The sequence below is a fragment of the Halomonas sp. MCCC 1A13316 genome (genome assembly GCF_014931605.1).
Lineage (GTDB): Bacteria > Pseudomonadota > Gammaproteobacteria > Pseudomonadales > Halomonadaceae > Halomonas.
The window spans coordinates 763,250-781,209 of the sequence record NZ_CP053382.1 but is presented as its reverse complement, the minus strand read 5'-3'; the positions used below and the strand labels follow the sequence as shown (position 1 = coordinate 781,209).

The window sequence follows — 17,960 nt, the reverse complement described above, 5'->3', positions numbered from 1 at the left end:
CCATAACGTCAAAAAAAGGTTTTCGCATGCCCTCTTCCCGGCTTATCGGCTGGTTCCTCCTTGCCCTGCCCGTGGCGGCGCTCGCAGTCGTCAATCCCTCACCACAAGCGGATGAAGCCGAGCGCAAGGCCGAGGTGCTGGAGCAGGTGGTGGCTCCCGATGTCGAGGTCACCGAGCCCGTGGAGCCACTCAGCAAGCAGGAAACGCAGGTCGTCGACCCGGAGGGCAGCGACCCGCTGGAAGAGCCCATCACCTGCCTGGCGCGCTCCATTTATTGGGAGGCGAAGGGTACCCCGGGTCTCGACATGGAATCGGTAGCCAACGTGGTGATGAACCGCCTGGCCAGCGAGGAGTTTCCCAACACCGTGTGCGAAGTGGTGAAGCAAGGCTCCGAACAAAGCCCCTGTCAGTTCTCGTGGTGGTGCGACGGCCGGCCCGACGAGGTGGTGGAAGACGACGCCTACGAAGTGGCCAAGGAGGTAGCACGCCAGGCTCTCAACCAGGAACTGCCTGACCACACCGACGGGGCCCTCTATTTCCACGACCGCACCGTTCACCCTCCATGGGCGAACGAATTCCTGCTGACCACAGAAACAGAAGCCTTTTTATTCTACCGCCCCGAACATACCAACACAGAGTGACTAACTTCATACCAATGTGAGCGGCGCACGGCTCAAGGTCGGATTCGGTTTGACGCGGCGTACCGCAAGGAACCACCATGAAGTTACAACAATAAAGAAGTCGCCGTGACAACTATAAGAACGTGCCCGTCAGGGCCCGTGCGAATTGGAGGTACGCGCCCATGTTCGTCTCACTGATCCCCAGCAACTCCGCCGTTGCCGACACCCAACATGAAACGGATATCGAGGCCTTGCTCGACGGCTTGATGAGCGATGAAGGCTTGAGCCGGAATGAGCGGGATGAACTGCTCGACCTGCTGATACTGGAGCGAGCCGAAATCAAGCGACAGATCAACCGTATCCGTGCCGAGCGCGCTTGATCGAGCCGATGAGCGGGGCGGCCTGAGCCTGTCGGCGCCTTGATCCGCCACTTGCTCAGTAGCTACGAAAAGCCGCCATCACATGCCCGACCAGCGTCTCGCAGGCCTCGCCGACGTCGTGCCGCTTGACCAGTGTCAGTTGATACTCGCCCAGAGGCGGCAACAGGTCGGGGTCGATGCGCCGCAGGGGTGGGCGTATCAGACTTTGCGGGAACGGTGATACCGCCAGGTCGGCGATCATGGCGGCCTCCTGTCCGGCACAATGTTCGCAGGTATAGGCGATGCGAAAGCTCAGGCCGGCCCGATTCAGCGCTTCCAGCGCCATGCCCCGCCAGGCACACCCGTGATGCGCCAAGGCGACCGGTAGCGGCGAGCGCTGGGCGGCCACACCACCTTCCCGACCCGCCCACACCAGCGGCTCGCTGTGCACGATCTCGCCGCGCGCCTCCTGGCCGGGATTGCCGGCCGTGACCAGCACCAGATCGAGATCGCCGGCATCCAGCCGCGCAAGCATCTCTCGGCTACTGCCCACCACCACATCGACCTGCACCGCCGGATGCGAGCGTGCGAACTGCGCCAGTACGCCCGGCAGGATACGCGTGCCCACATCGTCGGTGGTACCGAAGCCCAGCCGCCCCGCCACCGAGGGCGTCAGGAACCGAGTCACCGCCTCCTGGTTGAGCTTGAGCAAGCGCCGCCCATAGCCGAGCAGCACCTCACCTTCAGGGGTCAGCCGCACCTGGCGAGCCTCGCGCACGAACAGTGCCTGGCCGAGCGTTTCCTCCAGACGCTTGATCTGCATGCTGAGCGCGGAGGGCGTACGGAACACCTGGCGCGCAGCCCGGGTAAAGCTGCCGCACTCGGCAATGGCGACGAAGGTACGCAGCACGTCGGTATCGAGCAGTGGCGTGCTGGCCTGGGAGAGAGCAGCTTGGGAGAGCGTCGCTTCAGTCATCGAGACTACCTTTCAATTTTCCTTAAAAGACAATGTAGCCCTTTTCGCTGGATTGATCCATCAGGCCAAGCCAAGCTCTCCCTCAAGAGGTCGCGACCCTCCTTCACGCAGACAGTAATGAACGGCAACCGCCTTCTGGCGGATGCTGCCAGGAGGTGCGACATGAGCCAGTACGAACCGCTACGTCAGCCACGCACGGACGCCGCCAAGCGCCCCGCCCAACCGCCCCGGCCGGACTTCTTCATGCCGGCCATGCCCCCGCTGGGGCTGATCCATGCACTCGAAACCAAATGGTGGGAGTATCGTCGCCGGCAGCAATTTCGCCAGCGCTTCCTGCATCTGCTGGCCTACGACGACCCTATGCTCGAAGACATGGGTCACTGCCGTGATGACATTCTGTGGGCCTCGCGCCTGCCGCTGAAGGAAGACGCGGAACAGGCGCTGGAGCAGCGTCGGGCGGCACACAAGGCGGCGCGGCAGAAGCGCCGCCGCTAGCCCCCGCTCAGGTTTCAAGCTGCTCACTTTCGGATGAAGCCTCAACGAGAGTCTCGGCTCGCCGGAGCAGTAGGCTCTCCTTCTCCGGGGTCAGTTCCAGCCCGAACCGCTCTTGCAGTACACCCGGCAGCTCACCGGCGGCGATCCGCAGCAGCTCCGGCTCACTACCCGGCCGGAAGACCTTCAACTCCAGATCGGTAAGCGCAAGGCGTACCTCTTCACCATTGCGCTGAGCCACGATTCGCCGTATGCAGGGAGACGCTGGATGAGGGGATACGAGATAATTGTACTCACCGAAGTCGGCGCGGTGGGCGTAACGGGCCCTCGATAGTCGATGCGAGCCAGATCGAGATCCAGCGTCGGCGTCTCCCACCGAGCCGATTCATGAAGGGGTTGAGTCATCGTTTCAGCCTGCATGACGTTCTCCTTCCTCTCAGGGGGCAATCGTTAAGCGCAGGCTAATACCTCAATCTAACTTCAGGTAAAGAGAACGTATTTCTATCGGCCCGATAGGGCTGAGCTTCTACGAAGGCTTCTGGAGCCAGCGCCTGAATGCGCTGGAAGCGGCGCTGAAGGCAGAACCCGGTGACAAGCCCCCCGAGGAGGGAAAAGACGATGGACGACGCTGATTACGGCCAGTCGATCTCCGAGGACAGCATCCGCTTCGAGCGCCTGCTGCCGGGGCCCATCGAGCGGGTCTGGGCCTTCCTGACCGAATCCGACAAACGTGGCCTGTGGCTCGCCCCCGGCACCATGGACACCCGCCAAGGCGCCTCTTTCACCCTGCACTTTCACAACATCGAGCTGACACCTGACAGGACGCCACCCAGCGAGCGGTTTCGTCGCTACGACAGCAGCTTCACGACGCATCATCAGGTGTTGCGCTACGAGCCGCCCCATTTGCTCGCCTGGACTTGGGGCGGTGGCCACGAAGCCCCGTCGGAGGTCACCTTCGAACTCAGCGAGGCCGGCGATCAGGTACGCCTGGTCGTGACGCACCGCCGCCTCGCCGATGACGACACACGCGTCACCGTGGCCAGCGGGTGGCATACCCATCTCACCATTTTCGTGGACGTGCTGCAGGGCCACCGCCCCGCCCCCTTCTGGCCCACGTTCGAATATCTGGAGGCGAAGTATCGATGCCGCATCACATCACCCCGCAACTGATGTTCGAAGGCAACGCCGAGCAGGCCATGCGCTTCTATGTCTCGCTGTTCGACGATTCGGACATCGTACGGCTCGAGCGTTACGGCCCCGAGGAGCCGGGCCGGGAAGGCAGCATCAAGCAGGCCGAATTCACCCTGGCCGGCCGACGCTACACCTGTATCGACAGCCATATAAAACACGCCTTCACCTTTACGCCCTCGATCTCGCTGTTCGTCGATTGCAAGTGCCGCAAGGAGTTCGAACGCCTGCTCGAGGCGCTGTCGGCACAGGGTGAGACGCTGATGCCACCGGGCGACTACGGTTTCAGCCAACGCTTCACCTGGCTCAACGACCGCTTCGGCGTCTCCTGGCAACTCAATCTGGAAGCAGCTCAACCAGATTTGGAAGGAGAGGCACGATGACAACCTCACCTCTGCCCCCTATTGTTTCCGAAGATGAGTGGCACGCTGACCTCGCAACGCAGATCGACCGCGAGAAGGCCCACACGCGGGAACGCGACAGGCTCAGCGCCGCCCGCCGCCGCCTGCCGATGGTCGAAGTGAGGGCCGACTACGCCTTCGACGGGCCTCGGGGAAAGGCCACCCTGCTCGAGCTGTTCGAGGAACGCCGGCAGTTGATCGTTTACCACTTCATGTTCGGCCCCGACTGGGAGGCCGGCTGCGATGGCTGCTCCTGGGTGGTGGACGCCATGACCCACCCCGCCCACCTGCACGCCCGGGACACCACCCTGGTGCTGGTATCCCGGGCACCGCGGGAGAAGCTGCTACGCTATCAGGCACGCATGGGCTGGCAACACCCGACGTGGTACTCCTCACTCGGCAGCGATTTCAACCAGGATATGGGCGTGACGACCTGTTGCGACGCCCCTGATGCGGACCGCGGCGAGCGCCACGGTATCAGCGTCTTCCTGCGCGACGGCGAAAGGGTCTTTCGCACCTACTTCAGCGGCAAGCGCGGCGTGGAATACCTCGGCAGCCTGTGGAGCTACCTGGACCTGACGCCCTACGGTCGCCAGGAAAGCTGGGAATACTCACCGTCGGGGCTGGCCGCAATCACCGCCCTATACATGGAACCGCCGCCACGACGAGTACGAAACATAGCGGCGCGGCAAGCGACACTGACATAACGACAACCAGAGGGAACGCATGACCATGAAGACCATCGGCCTGCTTGGCGGCATGAGCTGGGAATCCACCGTCAGCTACTACCGGGCGCTCAACGAAGGGGTGAAGGCTGCCCTGGGCGGACTGCACTCGGCCAAGCTGTGTCTGTACAGCGTCGACTTCGCCGAGATCGAGCGGCTACAGCATGCCGGCGACTGGGACGCCACCGCCGAGATCCTGTGCCGGGCCGCCCGCAGCGTGGAAACCGGAGGTGCGGATTTCCTGCTGATCGGCACCAACACCATGCACAAGGTCGCACCGCAGGTGGCAGCAGCGGTCTCGATCCCGCTGCTGCACATCGCCGACGCCACGGCACAGCGGCTGGCCGATGACGGCATCCGCCGCGTCGGCCTGCTCGGCACCCGCTTCACCATGGAGCAGGATTTCTACAAGGGGCGTATTACGGAAGGCTTCGGCATCGAAGTGCTGGTACCCGACGAGGCTCAGCATGACCTCGTGCACGAGGTGATTTACCACGAGCTGTGCCTGGGCGAAGTAAAGGAGACGTCGCGCCAGCGCTACTTGGAGATCATCGAGTCGCTACGCGATAGAGGCGCCGAAGCTGTTATTCTCGGCTGTACCGAAATCGCCCTGCTGGTGCAGCAGAGCCATACCGCAGTGCCGCTCTACGACACCACGGCCATTCACGCCGAAGAGGCAATCAAGTTGGCGCTTGGGAAATAAGCCTGAACTGAAAAGCCGCGGCGAAGCTCAAGCGTAGGTATTGATGTGTGTACCCACCATCCCCTCGTTGGCCAGCTGCGGTGCCACCGAAGCCGAAGACATCAGGGCGGCGACCTGGTCCTTCTGCATGTCGAGGGCTTCCTTGTAGACCTCCAATTGCGCCTGCTGTGCGGCCTGGGCCTGCTGCATGATCATCGATTGGCCTACGATGGCGTTGACGGCTGAATCCATGTCCGTTTCTCCTATTCTTGGTTCTTCTGTGCTTCCAAGCTAACAGCGAACGAGAGCAATGGCAAAAAGCACAGCCCGCCGAAGCGAGTTGCGTTCGACCATCCAACCGCCCAGATAGTTACCCAGGAAATTGGCCACGCCGAAGCCCAGCAGGATGGTGGCCACACCGTTCACACCGACACCGGTTACGGTTTCGAGGAACGGCCGTATGAAGGTGAAGAAGGCGAAGTGCCCGGTGAAGACCAGGGCCGCGGCCAGCATGCCCAGGCCGACTCGCGGCCGCATCAGCACGTCGAACAGGGTACGCAAGCGGGTCAGGCCGGTCGGCGCCATGCGCGGCAGGGTCATGAACTGCACCGCCAGTGCCAGCACACCCAGCAGAGCGGCCATACGGAACACGTCGCGCCAGCCGAGCAGGTCGCCGAAGTAGCTGCCCAGCGGCGCGGCGGCAATGGTCGCCGCGGAAACGCCGCTGAACATGATCGACAGCCCCCGCGGCACCAGGTCCTCGGGCACCAGGCGCATCATGGTCGCGATCGACATGGTCCAGAACCCGCCCCGACCAGCCGGCCCAGGACATCACCGACTTCGAGAGCGCCACGCTGTGCGAGGCGGTCAGCGCGATCCGCGCCTGTCCGCAGAACTGTACCCTCGAGGGTGCCCAGACTTTCAGCGGCTGCATGGAATTCGACCTGGGCAGCATGCACGCCTTGGTCTCGCTGATGCCCGAGGTGATGTATGTCGGCACCCTGCAGGAGCGCCAGCCCGAGATCCTGCCCATGCTCGAGGCCATGGAGCGTGAGGCGAGCAGTGAACGGGCGGGGTAGGCCGCCATCCTGGCACGGCTCGCCGACGTGATGGCCGCCTTCATCGTGCGCGGCTGGGTTGAGTGCGGCTGCGGCGATGCCACCGGCTGGATCGAGGCGCTGCGTGACCCGCGCCTGGGGCGCGTCATCGCCGCCCCGCACCGTGAGCCGGGGCGCAACTGGACGGTGGCGGAGCTCGCCGCCGAGATGGGCAGCTCGCGCTCGGTATTCGCCGAACGCTTCCTGGCGGTAACGGGCATGACGCCGCACCGCTACGTAACCGAGCTGCGCATGCGCCTGGCAGCCCAGTGGATCGGCCGTGAACGGCAGCCGATCGAAACCGTGGCCTACCGCCTGGGCTAAGGCAGCGCGGCCGCCTTCAGTCGCGCTTTCAAGCGCATCCACGGCTACCCGCCCGGGGCCCTGCGCCAGCAGCACGAGCCCGATACGGCTAGCGTCGCGCATACTACCACTACAGGAAGTACCCATGAACGAAGCCCAGTCGCTGCAGCGGGCCATTGATGAACCGGTACAGTTGGTGGATTACGACCCCGCCTGGCCGGCACGCTTCGACACCGAGCGCACTCATCTGCTCGAGCGCTTCCCGGTCGAGCTGCTCGACGTAAGGCATATCGGCAGCACCGCCATACCCGGCATGCCGGCCAAACCCATCATCGACGTCATGGCCGGCGTCGCTTCCATGGCCGGCGCACCCACCACCTGCACGTGGTGGTCCACGATGGCGAGCTGTGGCGCCAGCGGCTCGCCTTTCGCGATGCCCTGCGCCGCGACGCGCTGCTGGCCGAACGCTACGCCACACTCAAGCGCGAGCTGGCTGCCTGCCACCGGGAGGATCGCGAAGCCTATACCCAGGCCAAGGGAGACTTCATGCGCTCGTTCGTCGAATCGGGCTGACATCGCTCGAAACCCTTCAGCCAAGAATATCTACGCCCCGGTGCCCTTCCTCGACGCCTTCCACCAGGATGATGTCGCCCACGGCGTTGGCGGTGCGAAGCGGCATGATGGCCTGGTAGGCCTCGGAGCGATACCAGGCTCGGGCCTGCTCCAGGCTAGGAAAGCCGAGCATGATGGTGTCGCCCTGCCAACCACCTTCCAGCACCTGAGTGGTGCCGCCGTGGATCAGATAGCGGCCGCCGTGGGGCGCCAGGGTGGCATCGATCTTCTTCAGGTACTCGACGATCTCGGGCCCCATGGTGACGTCCTGCAGGCGGGCGATGGCGTAAGCGGTCATGGCGTAGCTCCTGTGGTGGGTTTGCCTCGACAGCTTCGCCTGCCTCGCACAGCCTGGCGATTACCTGCGAGGTAATAGCCAGTCATATCGCTTGGCGCTAATCTGAGGCCATGACCACGAATTCCACTACCCTTGGGCAGCTGCTGAAGATGTGGCGCCAGCGGCGGCGGCTGAGCCAGCTCGCGCTCGCCACCGAGGCCGACGTCTCCCAGCGCCACCTGAGCTTCGTCGAATCCGGACGCGTCTTACCGAGCCGGGAAATGCTACTGCGCCTGACGGAACAGCTGAACGTTCCCCTGCGCGAGCGCAACCGGCTGCTGCTCGCCGCCGGTTTCGCCCCGGCCTACGGCGAACGGCCTATCGACGCGCCTGAATTCGAGACGATCCGTGGCGTGATCGAGCGGCTGCTCGCGAGCCACGTCCCCTACCCGGCGCTGGCCGTCGATCGCCACTGGCACCTGCTGATGGGCAATCGCCCGCTTGAGCTGCTGCTCGGCGGCATCGAGCCCGCACTACTGGAGCCGCCGGTCAACGTGCTGCGGCTCACCCTGCATCCCCAGGGGTTGGCATCGCGCATTCGCAATTTCGGCGAATGGCGCGGGCATATTCTCGAACGCTTGGCCCGCCAGGCCGATACGACGGCCGACCCTGCGCTTGCCTCGCTCAGTGAAGAATTGAAGGGCTACCCGGTGCCGACCGGGGCTCGTCCTCATCTGGCCTCGAGAACGAGTCATGCCGGCATCGTCGTGCCGCTGGAGCTGGCCATGCCGGATGGCCGCGTGCTGTCACTGCTGAGCACCACCACGGTGTTCGGCACCCCGCTCGATATCACGCTCGAAGAACTCGCCATCGAGTCGTTCTTCCCGGCGGACGAGGACACCCAGGCGGCGCTGCAGCAACTGGCCGCGGCAGCTCCGCCTGGCTAAAATGACAGGCAGATCTTGCCGAAGTGGCGCCCGGCCTCCTCGTGGCGGAAAGCGTCGGCAATCTCCTCGAGCCCGAAAGTGCTATCGATGATCGGGCGTACGCCGCTGGCCTCGATGCCGCGCACCATCTCCTGCTGGTGGATACGGTTGCCGACGATCAGCCCCTGCAGGCGCGCCTGCTTGGCCATCAGCTTGGCGGTGGGCACCTCGCCCCCGCGCCCCGTCAGCACACCGATCAGCGAGATGTGGCCGCCGATGCGCACGGCATCGATGGACTGCGGCAGCGTGCCGGGCCCGCCAACCTCGATAACATGGTCGACGCCCTTGCCATCGGTCAACGCCTTCACTCGCTTGCCCCACTCCGGCTCGGCCTTGTAGTTGATGGTGTGATCGGCGCAGAGCTGCTTGAGCCTTTCGATCTTCTCGTCGGAGGACGAGGTGGCGATCACCTGCGCCCCCATCGCCTTGGCGAACTGCAGGGCGAAGATGGAAACACCGCCGGTACCCAGGGTGAGGATGGTATCGCCGGCCTTGAGGTTGCCGTCCACCACCAGCGCGCGCCAGGCGGTCAGCCCTGCGGTGGTCAGGGTCGCAGCCTCTTCGTGGCTGTACCCCTTCGGCGCGTGGGTGAACCAGGTTGCCGGGCGAATGACCTGCTCGCGGGCGTAGCCGTCGACACCGTCGCCGGGGGTGGTCTTGAAATCGCCAAACCGCGCCGGCCCGTCGAGCCAGTAGGGGAAGAAGGTGGAGACCACCGCATCGCCCACGGCAAACGCCTCGACGCCCTCGCCGACCGCCTCGACCACGCCAGCACCGTCGGACATGGGAATGCGGCCGTTCTCGGTCGGCATCTTTCCGGACACCACACCGTAGTCATGGAAGTTGAGCGAGCTGGCATGCACGCGCACGCGGATCTCGCCCGGCCCCGGCTCACCGGGCACCTCGCGCTCGACGATTTGCAACTGATCCAGCCCGCCGGGGCTTTTCAGTGTAACGACATTCATCACGGCACTCCTTCAACGTGGGCTCGGGTGCCAAGAGGTTAGTCCAATAATCTACGGGAAACGCAGGCGATGACTCGCCGCATACCCTTTTCACGGCACTGCCGTGACGAGTTGTACCATGGAGGCGGGGACGCGCCACCGTTTCGCGGACCTGCACAGAGCTTCCTGTGTCGAATTACTGCGATTAGCCCCATATCTTTCGTTCTCGGCATTGCGCTAGGAGAAAGCGGCATTGGCCACCCTGTCGCGACTTGCATAGGCTATCAATGAAAAATTCAGATGCTCTCATTGATACGACCGAAGAGGTCTCGAAACCCCCATGCCTCCTACCACCCTATTCGACATTCCCACGCCAAGCCTGATTCTCGATCGAGCGAAACTGGTGAGGAATATCCGGCGAATGGCCGATGCCGCCAGAAGCAGGAATGTTGCACTTCGCCCCCACCTGAAGACCGCAAAATCCATCGATGTTGCACGCCTGGCCACTGAAGGACAAGCCGGTGGTGTCGCGGTATCCACGCTGAAAGAGGCCGAGTATTTCGCCGGTCATGGCATCGTGGACATCCAGTATGCCGTCTGTATTCTGCCGGATCAGCTGGAGCGAGTCGCCAGCATTCAGCAACAGGGAGCTCGCCTCACCCTGATCACCGACAGCGTCGAGGTCACCCGAGCGATCTGTGAGAAGGGAAAGGCCCTCGATACGACCTTCCTGGTCCAGGTCGAGCTGGATTGCGGCGAAGGCCGCTCGGGGATCCTTCCCGACAGTGGGGAGCTCATCGAGATCGCCCGCCTTGCCCATGAGGCCTCTCATATACGCTTTGCCGGCGTCATGACCCATGCCGGCCACTCCTACCAGTGTCGCTCGATCGCCGAGATCGAGGAGGTCGCCGAGGCGGAGCGCGCGACCGCGGTCATGGCAGCCGAACGAATCCGTGACTATGGCATCCCCTGCACCACGGTCAGCATCGGCTCCACCCCGACGGCGCTCCATGCTCGCTCGCTGGATGGCGTTACGGAAGTACGCCCGGGGGTCTACATGTTCGGCGACATGTTCCAGGCGCAGATCAACTCCTGCGGTGTCGACGACCTTGCCGTTTCGGTGATCACCGAGGTCTGCAGCCACCACGCCTCGCTGAACAGGCTGCTGATCAACGCCGGGGCCCTGGCCCTGTCCAAGGACCGCAGCACCGAGAACATGCCGGATGATGTCGGTTTCGGGCTGGTGGCCGATGTGCGAGGACACCCCCTGAAGCAGAGGATGAAGGTGGCAAGGGTCTATCAGGAGCACGGCCAGGTTCTGCTGGCCGATGGCGTCTCGTGCGAAGAACTGCCGGTCGGGACGCGACTTCGCGTCTATCCCAACCATGTCTGCATGACGGCGGCCATGTACAACCACTATCATCTCGTCGACAGCGACCAGGGTGACGGCTGCGAGATCATCGCCACCTGGCCGCGAATCAACGGCTGGTAAAGGCGGGTGAAAGGCTGGGGAAGCCAGGGAAGAGGGGCGCCCTGGGCCCCTCGGGGCCGTCGGTGCGTCAGTAATCCACCGACACGCCGTGGCCATGTTCCTTCGCCAGGCGTACGGCGAGTGCTGCCACGACCAGGTCCTGCAAGGCCACGCCGGTACCATCGAAAATCGTGATCTCATTAGCATTCCGCCGGCCATCACAGTGCCCTGCGATGACCTGACCGATGCTGCCACGGAGGCTCTCGCCGGTAATCAAGCCGCTGGCGTAGGCATGCTGGAACTCACCGATGCTGATGGATTGCTCGGCCTCGTCCGCGAACAGGGCGCTGGCAGCCACCAGTTGCGGATCCAGTTCCTGCTTGCCCCGGGTATCGCAGCCCATGGCGCTGATGTGGGTGCCCGGCCGCACCCAACCCTGTTCCACCAGGGCCCGGCGCGAGGGTGTCGCCGTGATCAGGATGTCCGCCTCCCGGGCCACGGCTTCGCAGGCCGGCTCGGTGATACACTCCAGCCCGAGCCCGGCCACCGTCTCCCTGAAGTTCGCCAGGCTCTGCTCCGACGGGTCCCAGGCGTGGACCCGTTCCACGCGCCTGACCGCCATGGTGGCCCTGAGCTGGTACTCGGCCTGAACCCCGGTACCGATGATCCCGACAATACTCGCCTCCTCCCGCGACAGGTAACGGGTGGCGATGGCGCTCGCCGCCCCGGTCCTGATGCCGGTCAGGTAGTTGGCACTGACCAGGGCCGTGGCTCGTCCCGTTTCCGGATCGAACAGCAGCGTCGAGGACTGGTGGTTGCCCAGGCCCTTCCCGGCGTTGTGCGGCCAATATCCGCCGGCCTTGAGCCCGAGAAGGGGAGCTTCCACGTCGCCGCCGGACTTCACCCCGTAGACCGCATCCCGGTATCCGATCGCTTCACGCACGACGGGATAGTTTCGTGCTTCCCCCCTCGCCATGGCGGCAAAGGTACGCTCCACCTCCCTGATGGCGTCCTCGACGCTCACCAGTTCTCGGGCAAGGCTCTCTGAAATCACAAGCATCTTCGGGTCTCTCTGTACGTGCTTCAACGCAGCAGCGTCGGCAGGAAGGAAGACAGGCCGGGAATGAGCACCAGCATGATGACGACCCCGATTTCCGCCACCAGGAACGGGAGCACGGCGCGGAAGATGGGAAAGACGGGGCTCTCGGCGATTCGGCAGGCCACGAAGAGGCAGACGCCTACCGGCGGCGTGATCAGGCCCAGGGTGAGGGGCAGAATGACAATCATGGCGAACTGCATCGGATCGATGTCCATTGCCGCCGTGACCGGCATCAGCATGGGCACGATCAGCACGATGGCGGCCCCGGGTTCGAGGAAGGTCCCGATCAGCAGCAGGACGGCGACAAGGACCATGAGGAACAGGGTGGGATTGTCGGCAAACTGCAGCGCAAACCCCTGGACCCAGCCTCCGATTCCGCCGATGGTCAGCACATAGGACACCACCGTCGCGGCCGCGATGATCAGGTAGATGGTGGCCGTTACCCGGGCGCTGCGCTTCAGCGCGTCCCACAGGCTGGTAAGATCCATGGTCCTGAAGACGAACCAGGAGATGAGCAGCGCATAGACGACGGCCACCCCGCCCGCCTCGGTGGCGGTGAAGACCCCCATCAGGGTCCCGCCGACGATCAGGACCGGCAGCCCCAGCACCAGCAACCCGTCCCGGACTAGGGTGGAGATCTCGTGCCGCTCCACCTTGTAGCTGGAGCGGGGGAGTCGCCCGCCGCGCGCCTGCCACCAGATCACCAGCCACATGACGCCGGCCAGCATCAGGCCGGGAACGATCCCCGCGATGAACAGATCAATCACCGACTGGCGGGTGACCGCGGCATAGATGATCATGATCACGGACGGGGGGACGATGGGACCGATGATCGAGGAGGCGATCGTCACCGCCGCCGCGTAGTTCTTGTCGTAGCCCTCCTCCGGCATGCCCTTGATGAAGATCTGTCCGAGGGCAGCGGTATCGGCCACGGCAGCGCCGGATATCCCCGCGAACAGGACCGACGACGAGACATTGGTATAGGCCGTGCCGCCGGGCACGCCCCGGGTGACCAGCCCGGCCAGCCGTATCAGCCGTGTCGTGATCCCCCCCCGGTTCATGATCTCCCCGGCGAAGATGTAGAAGGGGGCGGCCAGCAGGACGAAGTTGTCCATGCCCGTGAACAGTCGCGTGGGCACCGTGATCAGGTTCAGGTCGAGGGCCCACAGGCCGACGGCGCCCGCGATGCCTAGGGCAAAAACGATCGGCACGCCGATAATGAGCATTATGACGAAGGCGATGGACATCGCGATCATGGCTGGTTCTCCTCGGCCGCTTCTCGCTGCAGCGCATCCTCGGGCAGGATCATGAGGCACAGCACCTTGATCAGCATCAGCGAAGCTCCTACAGGTATCGCCATGTAGGGAATGGTCATCGGGATTCGGGTCGCAGGCGCCATCTGCCGCATGTTGTTGATGGCCGCCGGGAAGCCCTCCCACATCAACAGCAGGCAGAAGCCGGCGATGCAGGTCAGCACCGAGAGGTGTATCAGTCGACGGAAAAGTGGCGAGCGCACGCTGGTGAACAGGCTGATCACCATGTGCTCCCCGCGGAACAGGGCGGCACTGCCGGCCAGCATGACCATCCAGGTGGTGGTGTAGCGCATGGTCTCCTCGCTCCACGAGAGCGGGTCCACCAGCACATAGCGAAAGAACACCTGGGCCACGTTCATCAGGATAATGGCGACCAGCATGATGGCGGAGATGGCCTCAGTGACATGGGTAAGCCCCATGGCAAGCTTGAAGACGCGTCCCTTCATGCCGGATGTCTCCTGATGGTGTTGACGGGGAGTCGGGGCCACTGGCGAAGCGGAATCATCCATCATGGTGGTATAGACGCCTTCAGCAACTAGAGAGGGAGGAGAGGCAGCACATGCCTCCCACCCCCGCTGGCCATCGGTTCACGGGCTCGCTGCGAACTTCCTATCGCCCATAGAGGGCTGGCTCATAGGAGGCGGCGGTGTCCATCAAGCTCTGGACCAGGTCCTCGCCGACCTGCTCCCTCAGGTATTCCAGTACCGGCTCCTGGGACACTTCCGCGAAAGCGGCTTTCTCGTCCATGGTTGTCATGTGGATTTCCACGCCCTTGTCCCTGATCAGGTCGATATACTCCTTTGCGCCTGCTAGCTTCTGGGTGTTCTCGATGTTCGCGGCAAGGGTCGCCGCCTCGAGCACTATCGCCTTCTCGTCATCACTCAGCCCTTCGAAGAAGGCATCGTTGATGATATAGGCATGAACCCCGAGAATGTGCTCGTCGGTGGACATGTATTTCTGCACGTCCATCAGGTTGTAATCGTAATTGACCTGGGCGGGATTCTCCTGGCCATCGATGACCCCCTGCTTGGCAGCCATGATGATCTCCGAGCCAGGCATTGGCGTCGCTGCAGCTCCGAACGACTCGACGAATCGAATGAAAACGGGGCTCTCCATGACCCGCATCTTCAGCCCCCTGAGATCCTCGGGCGTGCGGATCGGACGTACATTGTTGGTGAAGTCACGGAAGCCATTCTCGCCCCAGGACATGACCCGAATACCGGTTTCCTGCCGCATATCCTCGGCCAGATCCTTGAAGAAGGGGCTTTCGAAAACGGACCAGGCATGCGCCGAGGACTTGAAGAGGTAGGGAATCGAAAGCACCTGGATATCATTGTAGAAACCGGCCAGTGCACCGGTGTCAACCAGGCAGACCTCGACGGAACCCTGCTGCACCTGCTCCGCGCAGGCACGCTCGGCACCGAGCTGGGCACTCGGGAAGAGCTGAACCGTGATGTCACCTTCAGTCTTGTACTCGACGTGATCCTTGAAGGCGACGAGAGCATTCCACTCAGGGTTATCACCTTGGGGGGCATTCATGCCGAACTTGATGGTCTTTGCCATTGTCGGCCCCGCAGCACCTAGTACGACAGCGGTTGCTGTGGCCATTACGGTCCACTTCAGAAGCTTGTTCATGTTGATTCCCATTATTTATTGTAGGAAGAAGGGTATTACATTCATCACGCTTTTACTCACTACTAGAGATTATTGTCATTACGGCCACAAGGCGAATGCAAAGACCTGATAGTTCGATGCCGCTAAGGTATAGATACGCTGAAATAACCTAAATTACTGATACAGAAAATAAAAATAACTTGTGATCCCCCTGCCTATGGAAGCTTCCAATCTACTTGGGTATCGACAGGAAAGACAGGTCGTGGCAGGTATCTGAAATCAAATCTTGTGAGTATCGGCGAAGTCAGCCCTGGGGTATCGACTTCGACAACCTGATCCGGGGCGAAGAACTCGTCGAAGCCGGCCCGGAAGTGGCCGCGGGACTTCACCACCACGGCTCGAGCCTTGGAGATGTCCAGCCCCATCATCTCCAGAAACACCGGATCGGCGCACTGGGTGCGAATCGATATCACGACGACCTGAATTCCGCGCAGTTCCAGAAGCACTGTCAGCCCCAGGTTCATACGCCGTCCGGCATAGAACCCCCGTCGACCGACGCAGTCCCCGTCCTTGAGGCAGGTCACCCTGGCGGGCACCTCGAAGCGTCGCGAGAAATCATCGGGCTCGGTCCGGTTGAAGACCGCGCTGAATGCGGCGCCCTCCCCCAGGTCATGGGCCTCGCGGGCCAGCTCGGGGTCGTGGATCACCCCGACCACCACCCCCGTGGCGCCGGCCTGGTGCAGGGCCTCGAGAATCCACATCGTGTTGCCCCGCCCCCCGCCACCGGGGTTGTCGGCCACATCGGCAAGGATGAGGGCCGGCAGCTGGGGTTGTTCTCCAACCTCCACGACCCGGGCCACGGCTTCTTCCAGCGAGGTCAAGTGCGGCACATAGCGCTCATGGTCATCCCAGGCCTTGCGGGCGATCCGGCGAGCCACGGCCCTGGCGGCCTCGGCATCGTCCCTTGCGGTCACGAGAATGGCCATCCCGTTCTTCGGCGTATCGCCGAAGGCAAAGCCACCGAAAATGGAGACATTGGCGATCGCCTCGGTGATCAGGGCCTGACCGTAGTCGATGATGTCGGCGTAGGGGCCGGATTCGGTCAGCAGGGTCACCGTCGGCGGCGTCAGTGGCAAGCGGATGAAGGCCATCTCCGGACGCATGCCGGCGAACATCTCCAGCAGGATGCCGGCCGCCTCCATCCCGCGATCCCGCATGTCCACATGCGGATTGGTGCGGTAGGCGACGATGGCGTCGGTCGCCTCGACCATGCGCTCGGAGACGTTGCCGTGCAGGTCCAGGGTCGCCACGACGGGCACCTCGGCGCCGACGATGGCGCGGACCATCGCGAAGATCTCGCCGTCCGGATCATTCTCCTCGGTGGTGATCATGGCGCCGTGGTTGGCGATGTAGACGGCGTCGAGGGGCATGGCGGCTTCGAGACGACGCTTCATCTCGTCGCGGGTCGCCTGGTAGAAGTCATGATCCAGCGGGCCTCCGGCCTCCACCAGGCCCACCAGGATGGGGACAGGCGTCCAGTCGCAGCGTGAATTCATGGTACTACTGAACCCACGGATCTCCGCGGGCAGCTTGGGGTCGGAACTTCCCAGGTCTGCCAGGATTTCATCACCCGCCAGATAGACCCGGTTGAGATAGTCCTCCTCGGTGGTCACCGGGGCGAAACGGTTGCTTTCGAGCATCAGGCCCAGGATGGCGACACGCCGCGAAGTAGTCCCCGTCATCTGATCGATCCCCTTGTGATGGAGATCACAGCTTACATGGGGCCTTTCCCGGCACCCAATGCCGCCTCGGCCTAGTCCGATGCCGGAGCGGTATCGCCGATCACCGACCAGAACGCTTCCGCGGCATGGGGCAGGGGCTCGCGAGGGCGAAACACCCGGATGTCGACGGGAATGTACCAGGACGGGTCTCCCGACAGCAGCAGCGTTCCCGCCTCCAGCTCGGCAAGGATCTGGTTCTCGGGCAGCCACGCCAGGCCTCGCCCGTCGCGGGCCATGGTTTTCAGCACGGCCGCCAGGTGAGTCTCGAAGACGCGCTTCATGGCGGGGCGTGCGGGATGGTGCGCCAGCATGAAATCCACGGCGCGCCCGATGGCGGAGGTTTCCGCATAGGCCAGATACGAGAGTGGCGCTGCCGCCGAGCCCGGCAGCGGCTGGGATGGCCGCCCCTGCTCGTCCGGTGCCGAGACCGGCAGCAGGCGATCCTCGCCGACCTTCACCGACTGGTAACGGTCCTCGGGCAGCGGGATGTCCACCGAGGGGTGGGTATGGCACATCATGAAGTGGCACTCGCCCCGCAACAGCGACTGCACACAGCTGCCCACCTGGTTGGAATCCAGGCGGATCAGCAGCACGCCGACCCGCTCCTCGATATGCCGGATCCAGTCGGGGAAGAAGGTCAGGGAGAGACTGTGGGTGGACGAGAACGAGATGGTATTCTCGCTCGACTGGCCGATCTGGCGAATCTCGTCGCGGGCCTGGAAGAGCCGACGCAGCACGCCCTCGGCAACCGGATGGAAGCGTTCGCCCGCCGGCGTCAGCGTGATGGGTTGCTTGCCACGGTCGAACAGCGGGGCGCCCACCCACTCTTCCAGGGCCTTGATGCGCCGGCTGAAAGCGGGCTGGGTGGTGGCCCGAGACTCCGCCGAGCGGGAGAAGTTGCCCGTATCCGCCAGGGACAGGAAGTCCATCAGCCACTTGATTTCCATCGCACGAGACTCCGGCATGACCCGGCCTGACCGGCCTGTTGAGCACCGAATCATGACCCGAGCCCGATACGCA

The 17,960-nt window shown here is 63.5% G+C and carries 23 protein-coding genes and 1 pseudogene; 12 read left to right on the top strand and 12 right to left on the bottom strand.

Annotated elements, in window-relative coordinates:
• Positions 1 to 26 precede the first annotated feature (26 nt).
• The gene (locus HNO52_RS03635) at positions 27 to 641 is read left to right on the top strand and encodes a cell wall hydrolase (RefSeq protein ID WP_197567844.1); all 615 of its coding nucleotides are present in this window, start codon (positions 27 to 29) and stop codon (positions 639 to 641) included.
• A gap of 161 nt (positions 642 to 802) precedes the next feature.
• Positions 803 to 1,000 (top strand): hypothetical protein, encoded by a 198-nt coding sequence (locus HNO52_RS03630; protein ID WP_197567843.1) that lies wholly within the window; start codon positions 803 to 805, stop codon positions 998 to 1,000.
• A 55-nt stretch (positions 1,001 to 1,055) separates the two neighbouring features.
• On the opposite strand, the gene HNO52_RS03625 is transcribed toward HNO52_RS03630, so the two are convergent.
• A complete protein-coding gene (locus HNO52_RS03625; protein ID WP_197567841.1) occupies positions 1,056 to 1,955 on the bottom strand; it encodes a LysR family transcriptional regulator in 900 nt (299 codons plus the stop codon).
• 162 nt (positions 1,956 to 2,117) lie between these two features.
• Between HNO52_RS03625 and HNO52_RS03620 the strand changes: the two genes are divergently transcribed.
• On the top strand, positions 2,118 to 2,450 hold the full coding sequence (locus tag HNO52_RS03620) for a hypothetical protein (RefSeq protein WP_197567840.1): 333 nt from the start codon (positions 2,118 to 2,120) through the stop codon (positions 2,448 to 2,450).
• A 7-nt stretch (positions 2,451 to 2,457) separates the two neighbouring features.
• Here HNO52_RS03620 and HNO52_RS21520 read toward each other — a convergent pair whose 3' ends face one another.
• Positions 2,458 to 2,688, bottom strand: coding sequence for a hypothetical protein (locus HNO52_RS21520; protein ID WP_503488705.1), 231 nt, complete (start codon positions 2,686 to 2,688; stop codon positions 2,458 to 2,460).
• 377 nt (positions 2,689 to 3,065) lie between these two features.
• Between HNO52_RS21520 and HNO52_RS03610 the strand changes: the two genes are divergently transcribed.
• The 4 genes from HNO52_RS03610 to HNO52_RS03595 are packed head-to-tail and all read left to right on the top strand — an operon-like array spanning position 3,066 to position 5,464.
• Positions 3,066 to 3,617, top strand: a complete 552-nt coding sequence (locus HNO52_RS03610; protein ID WP_197567838.1) for an SRPBCC family protein — start codon at positions 3,066 to 3,068, stop codon at positions 3,615 to 3,617.
• Positions 3,590 to 4,018, top strand: a complete 429-nt coding sequence (locus HNO52_RS03605; protein ID WP_197567836.1) for a VOC family protein — start codon at positions 3,590 to 3,592, stop codon at positions 4,016 to 4,018. Before HNO52_RS03610 ends, HNO52_RS03605 begins: the two co-directional genes overlap by 28 nt.
• The gene (locus tag HNO52_RS03600; protein WP_232090516.1) at positions 4,015 to 4,743 is read left to right on the top strand and encodes a DUF899 domain-containing protein; all 729 of its coding nucleotides are present in this window, start codon (positions 4,015 to 4,017) and stop codon (positions 4,741 to 4,743) included. The genes HNO52_RS03605 and HNO52_RS03600 overlap by 4 nt, the downstream gene beginning before the upstream one ends.
• Before the next feature lie 25 nt (positions 4,744 to 4,768).
• Positions 4,769 to 5,464, top strand: coding sequence for an aspartate/glutamate racemase family protein (locus tag HNO52_RS03595; RefSeq protein WP_197569078.1), 696 nt, complete (start codon positions 4,769 to 4,771; stop codon positions 5,462 to 5,464).
• A 27-nt stretch (positions 5,465 to 5,491) separates the two neighbouring features.
• On the opposite strand, the gene HNO52_RS03590 is transcribed toward HNO52_RS03595, so the two are convergent.
• Both HNO52_RS03590 and HNO52_RS03585 read right to left on the bottom strand, forming a co-directional pair.
• Positions 5,492 to 5,695, bottom strand: a complete 204-nt coding sequence (locus tag HNO52_RS03590; protein ID WP_197567835.1) for a putative motility protein — start codon at positions 5,693 to 5,695, stop codon at positions 5,492 to 5,494.
• A 39-nt stretch (positions 5,696 to 5,734) separates the two neighbouring features.
• Complete coding sequence (locus tag HNO52_RS03585; protein ID WP_232090514.1) at positions 5,735 to 6,238, bottom strand: MFS transporter; 504 nt, start codon at positions 6,236 to 6,238, stop codon at positions 5,735 to 5,737.
• 137 nt (positions 6,239 to 6,375) lie between these two features.
• Between HNO52_RS03585 and HNO52_RS20970 the strand changes: the two genes are divergently transcribed.
• The 3 genes and pseudogenes from HNO52_RS20970 to HNO52_RS03575 all read left to right on the top strand — a co-directional run bounded on the left by HNO52_RS20970 (position 6,376) and on the right by HNO52_RS03575 (position 7,416).
• On the top strand, positions 6,376 to 6,522 hold the full coding sequence (locus HNO52_RS20970) for a cupin domain-containing protein (protein ID WP_232090512.1): 147 nt from the start codon (positions 6,376 to 6,378) through the stop codon (positions 6,520 to 6,522).
• 30 nt (positions 6,523 to 6,552) lie between these two features.
• Positions 6,553 to 6,864, top strand: coding sequence for a helix-turn-helix transcriptional regulator (locus tag HNO52_RS20965; protein ID WP_232090743.1), 312 nt, complete (start codon positions 6,553 to 6,555; stop codon positions 6,862 to 6,864).
• Positions 6,865 to 6,988: 124 nt separating this feature from the next.
• Positions 6,989 to 7,416: pseudogene (locus HNO52_RS03575) on the top strand (GrpB family protein).
• A 16-nt stretch (positions 7,417 to 7,432) separates the two neighbouring features.
• Here the strand turns inward: HNO52_RS03575 and HNO52_RS03570 are convergent.
• Positions 7,433 to 7,753, bottom strand: coding sequence for a DUF1330 domain-containing protein (locus HNO52_RS03570; protein ID WP_197567833.1), 321 nt, complete (start codon positions 7,751 to 7,753; stop codon positions 7,433 to 7,435).
• A 110-nt stretch (positions 7,754 to 7,863) separates the two neighbouring features.
• Between HNO52_RS03570 and HNO52_RS03565 the strand changes: the two genes are divergently transcribed.
• Positions 7,864 to 8,679: a helix-turn-helix domain-containing protein gene (locus HNO52_RS03565; RefSeq protein ID WP_232090511.1), complete on the top strand. Its 816-nt coding sequence runs from the start codon at positions 7,864 to 7,866 to the stop codon at positions 8,677 to 8,679.
• Here HNO52_RS03565 and HNO52_RS03560 read toward each other — a convergent pair.
• Positions 8,676 to 9,683: a zinc-dependent alcohol dehydrogenase family protein gene (locus tag HNO52_RS03560; protein WP_197567831.1), complete on the bottom strand. Its 1,008-nt coding sequence runs from the start codon at positions 9,681 to 9,683 to the stop codon at positions 8,676 to 8,678. The genes HNO52_RS03565 and HNO52_RS03560 overlap by 4 nt on opposite strands.
• A gap of 319 nt (positions 9,684 to 10,002) precedes the next feature.
• Here HNO52_RS03560 and HNO52_RS03555 point away from each other — a divergent pair, with 319 nt between their 5' ends.
• Positions 10,003 to 11,154, top strand: coding sequence for an alanine racemase (locus HNO52_RS03555; protein WP_197567829.1), 1,152 nt, complete (start codon positions 10,003 to 10,005; stop codon positions 11,152 to 11,154).
• Positions 11,155 to 11,221: 67 nt separating this feature from the next.
• Here the strand turns inward: HNO52_RS03555 and HNO52_RS03550 are convergent, their stop codons facing one another.
• From HNO52_RS03550 to HNO52_RS03525, 6 genes are all read right to left on the bottom strand, one after another.
• Positions 11,222 to 12,193 (bottom strand): ornithine cyclodeaminase family protein, encoded by a 972-nt coding sequence (locus tag HNO52_RS03550; protein WP_197567827.1) that lies wholly within the window; start codon positions 12,191 to 12,193, stop codon positions 11,222 to 11,224.
• 23 nt (positions 12,194 to 12,216) lie between these two features.
• A complete protein-coding gene (locus tag HNO52_RS03545) occupies positions 12,217 to 13,488 on the bottom strand; it encodes a TRAP transporter large permease (RefSeq protein ID WP_197567825.1) in 1,272 nt (423 codons plus the stop codon).
• On the bottom strand, positions 13,485 to 13,991 hold the full coding sequence (locus tag HNO52_RS03540) for a TRAP transporter small permease (protein WP_197567824.1): 507 nt from the start codon (positions 13,989 to 13,991) through the stop codon (positions 13,485 to 13,487). Before HNO52_RS03540 ends, HNO52_RS03545 begins: the two co-directional genes overlap by 4 nt.
• A 163-nt stretch (positions 13,992 to 14,154) precedes the next feature.
• Positions 14,155 to 15,108: a DctP family TRAP transporter solute-binding subunit gene (locus tag HNO52_RS03535; RefSeq protein ID WP_197567822.1), complete on the bottom strand. Its 954-nt coding sequence runs from the start codon at positions 15,106 to 15,108 to the stop codon at positions 14,155 to 14,157.
• A gap of 266 nt (positions 15,109 to 15,374) precedes the next feature.
• Positions 15,375 to 16,901 (bottom strand): M81 family metallopeptidase, encoded by a 1,527-nt coding sequence (locus HNO52_RS03530; RefSeq protein WP_197567820.1) that lies wholly within the window; start codon positions 16,899 to 16,901, stop codon positions 15,375 to 15,377.
• A 71-nt stretch (positions 16,902 to 16,972) separates the two neighbouring features.
• Positions 16,973 to 17,887 carry a LysR substrate-binding domain-containing protein gene (locus tag HNO52_RS03525; RefSeq protein ID WP_197567819.1) on the bottom strand — a complete coding sequence of 305 codons (915 nt, stop codon included), beginning with the start codon at positions 17,885 to 17,887 and terminating at the stop codon, positions 16,973 to 16,975.
• Positions 17,888 to 17,960: the final 73 nt, after the last annotated feature.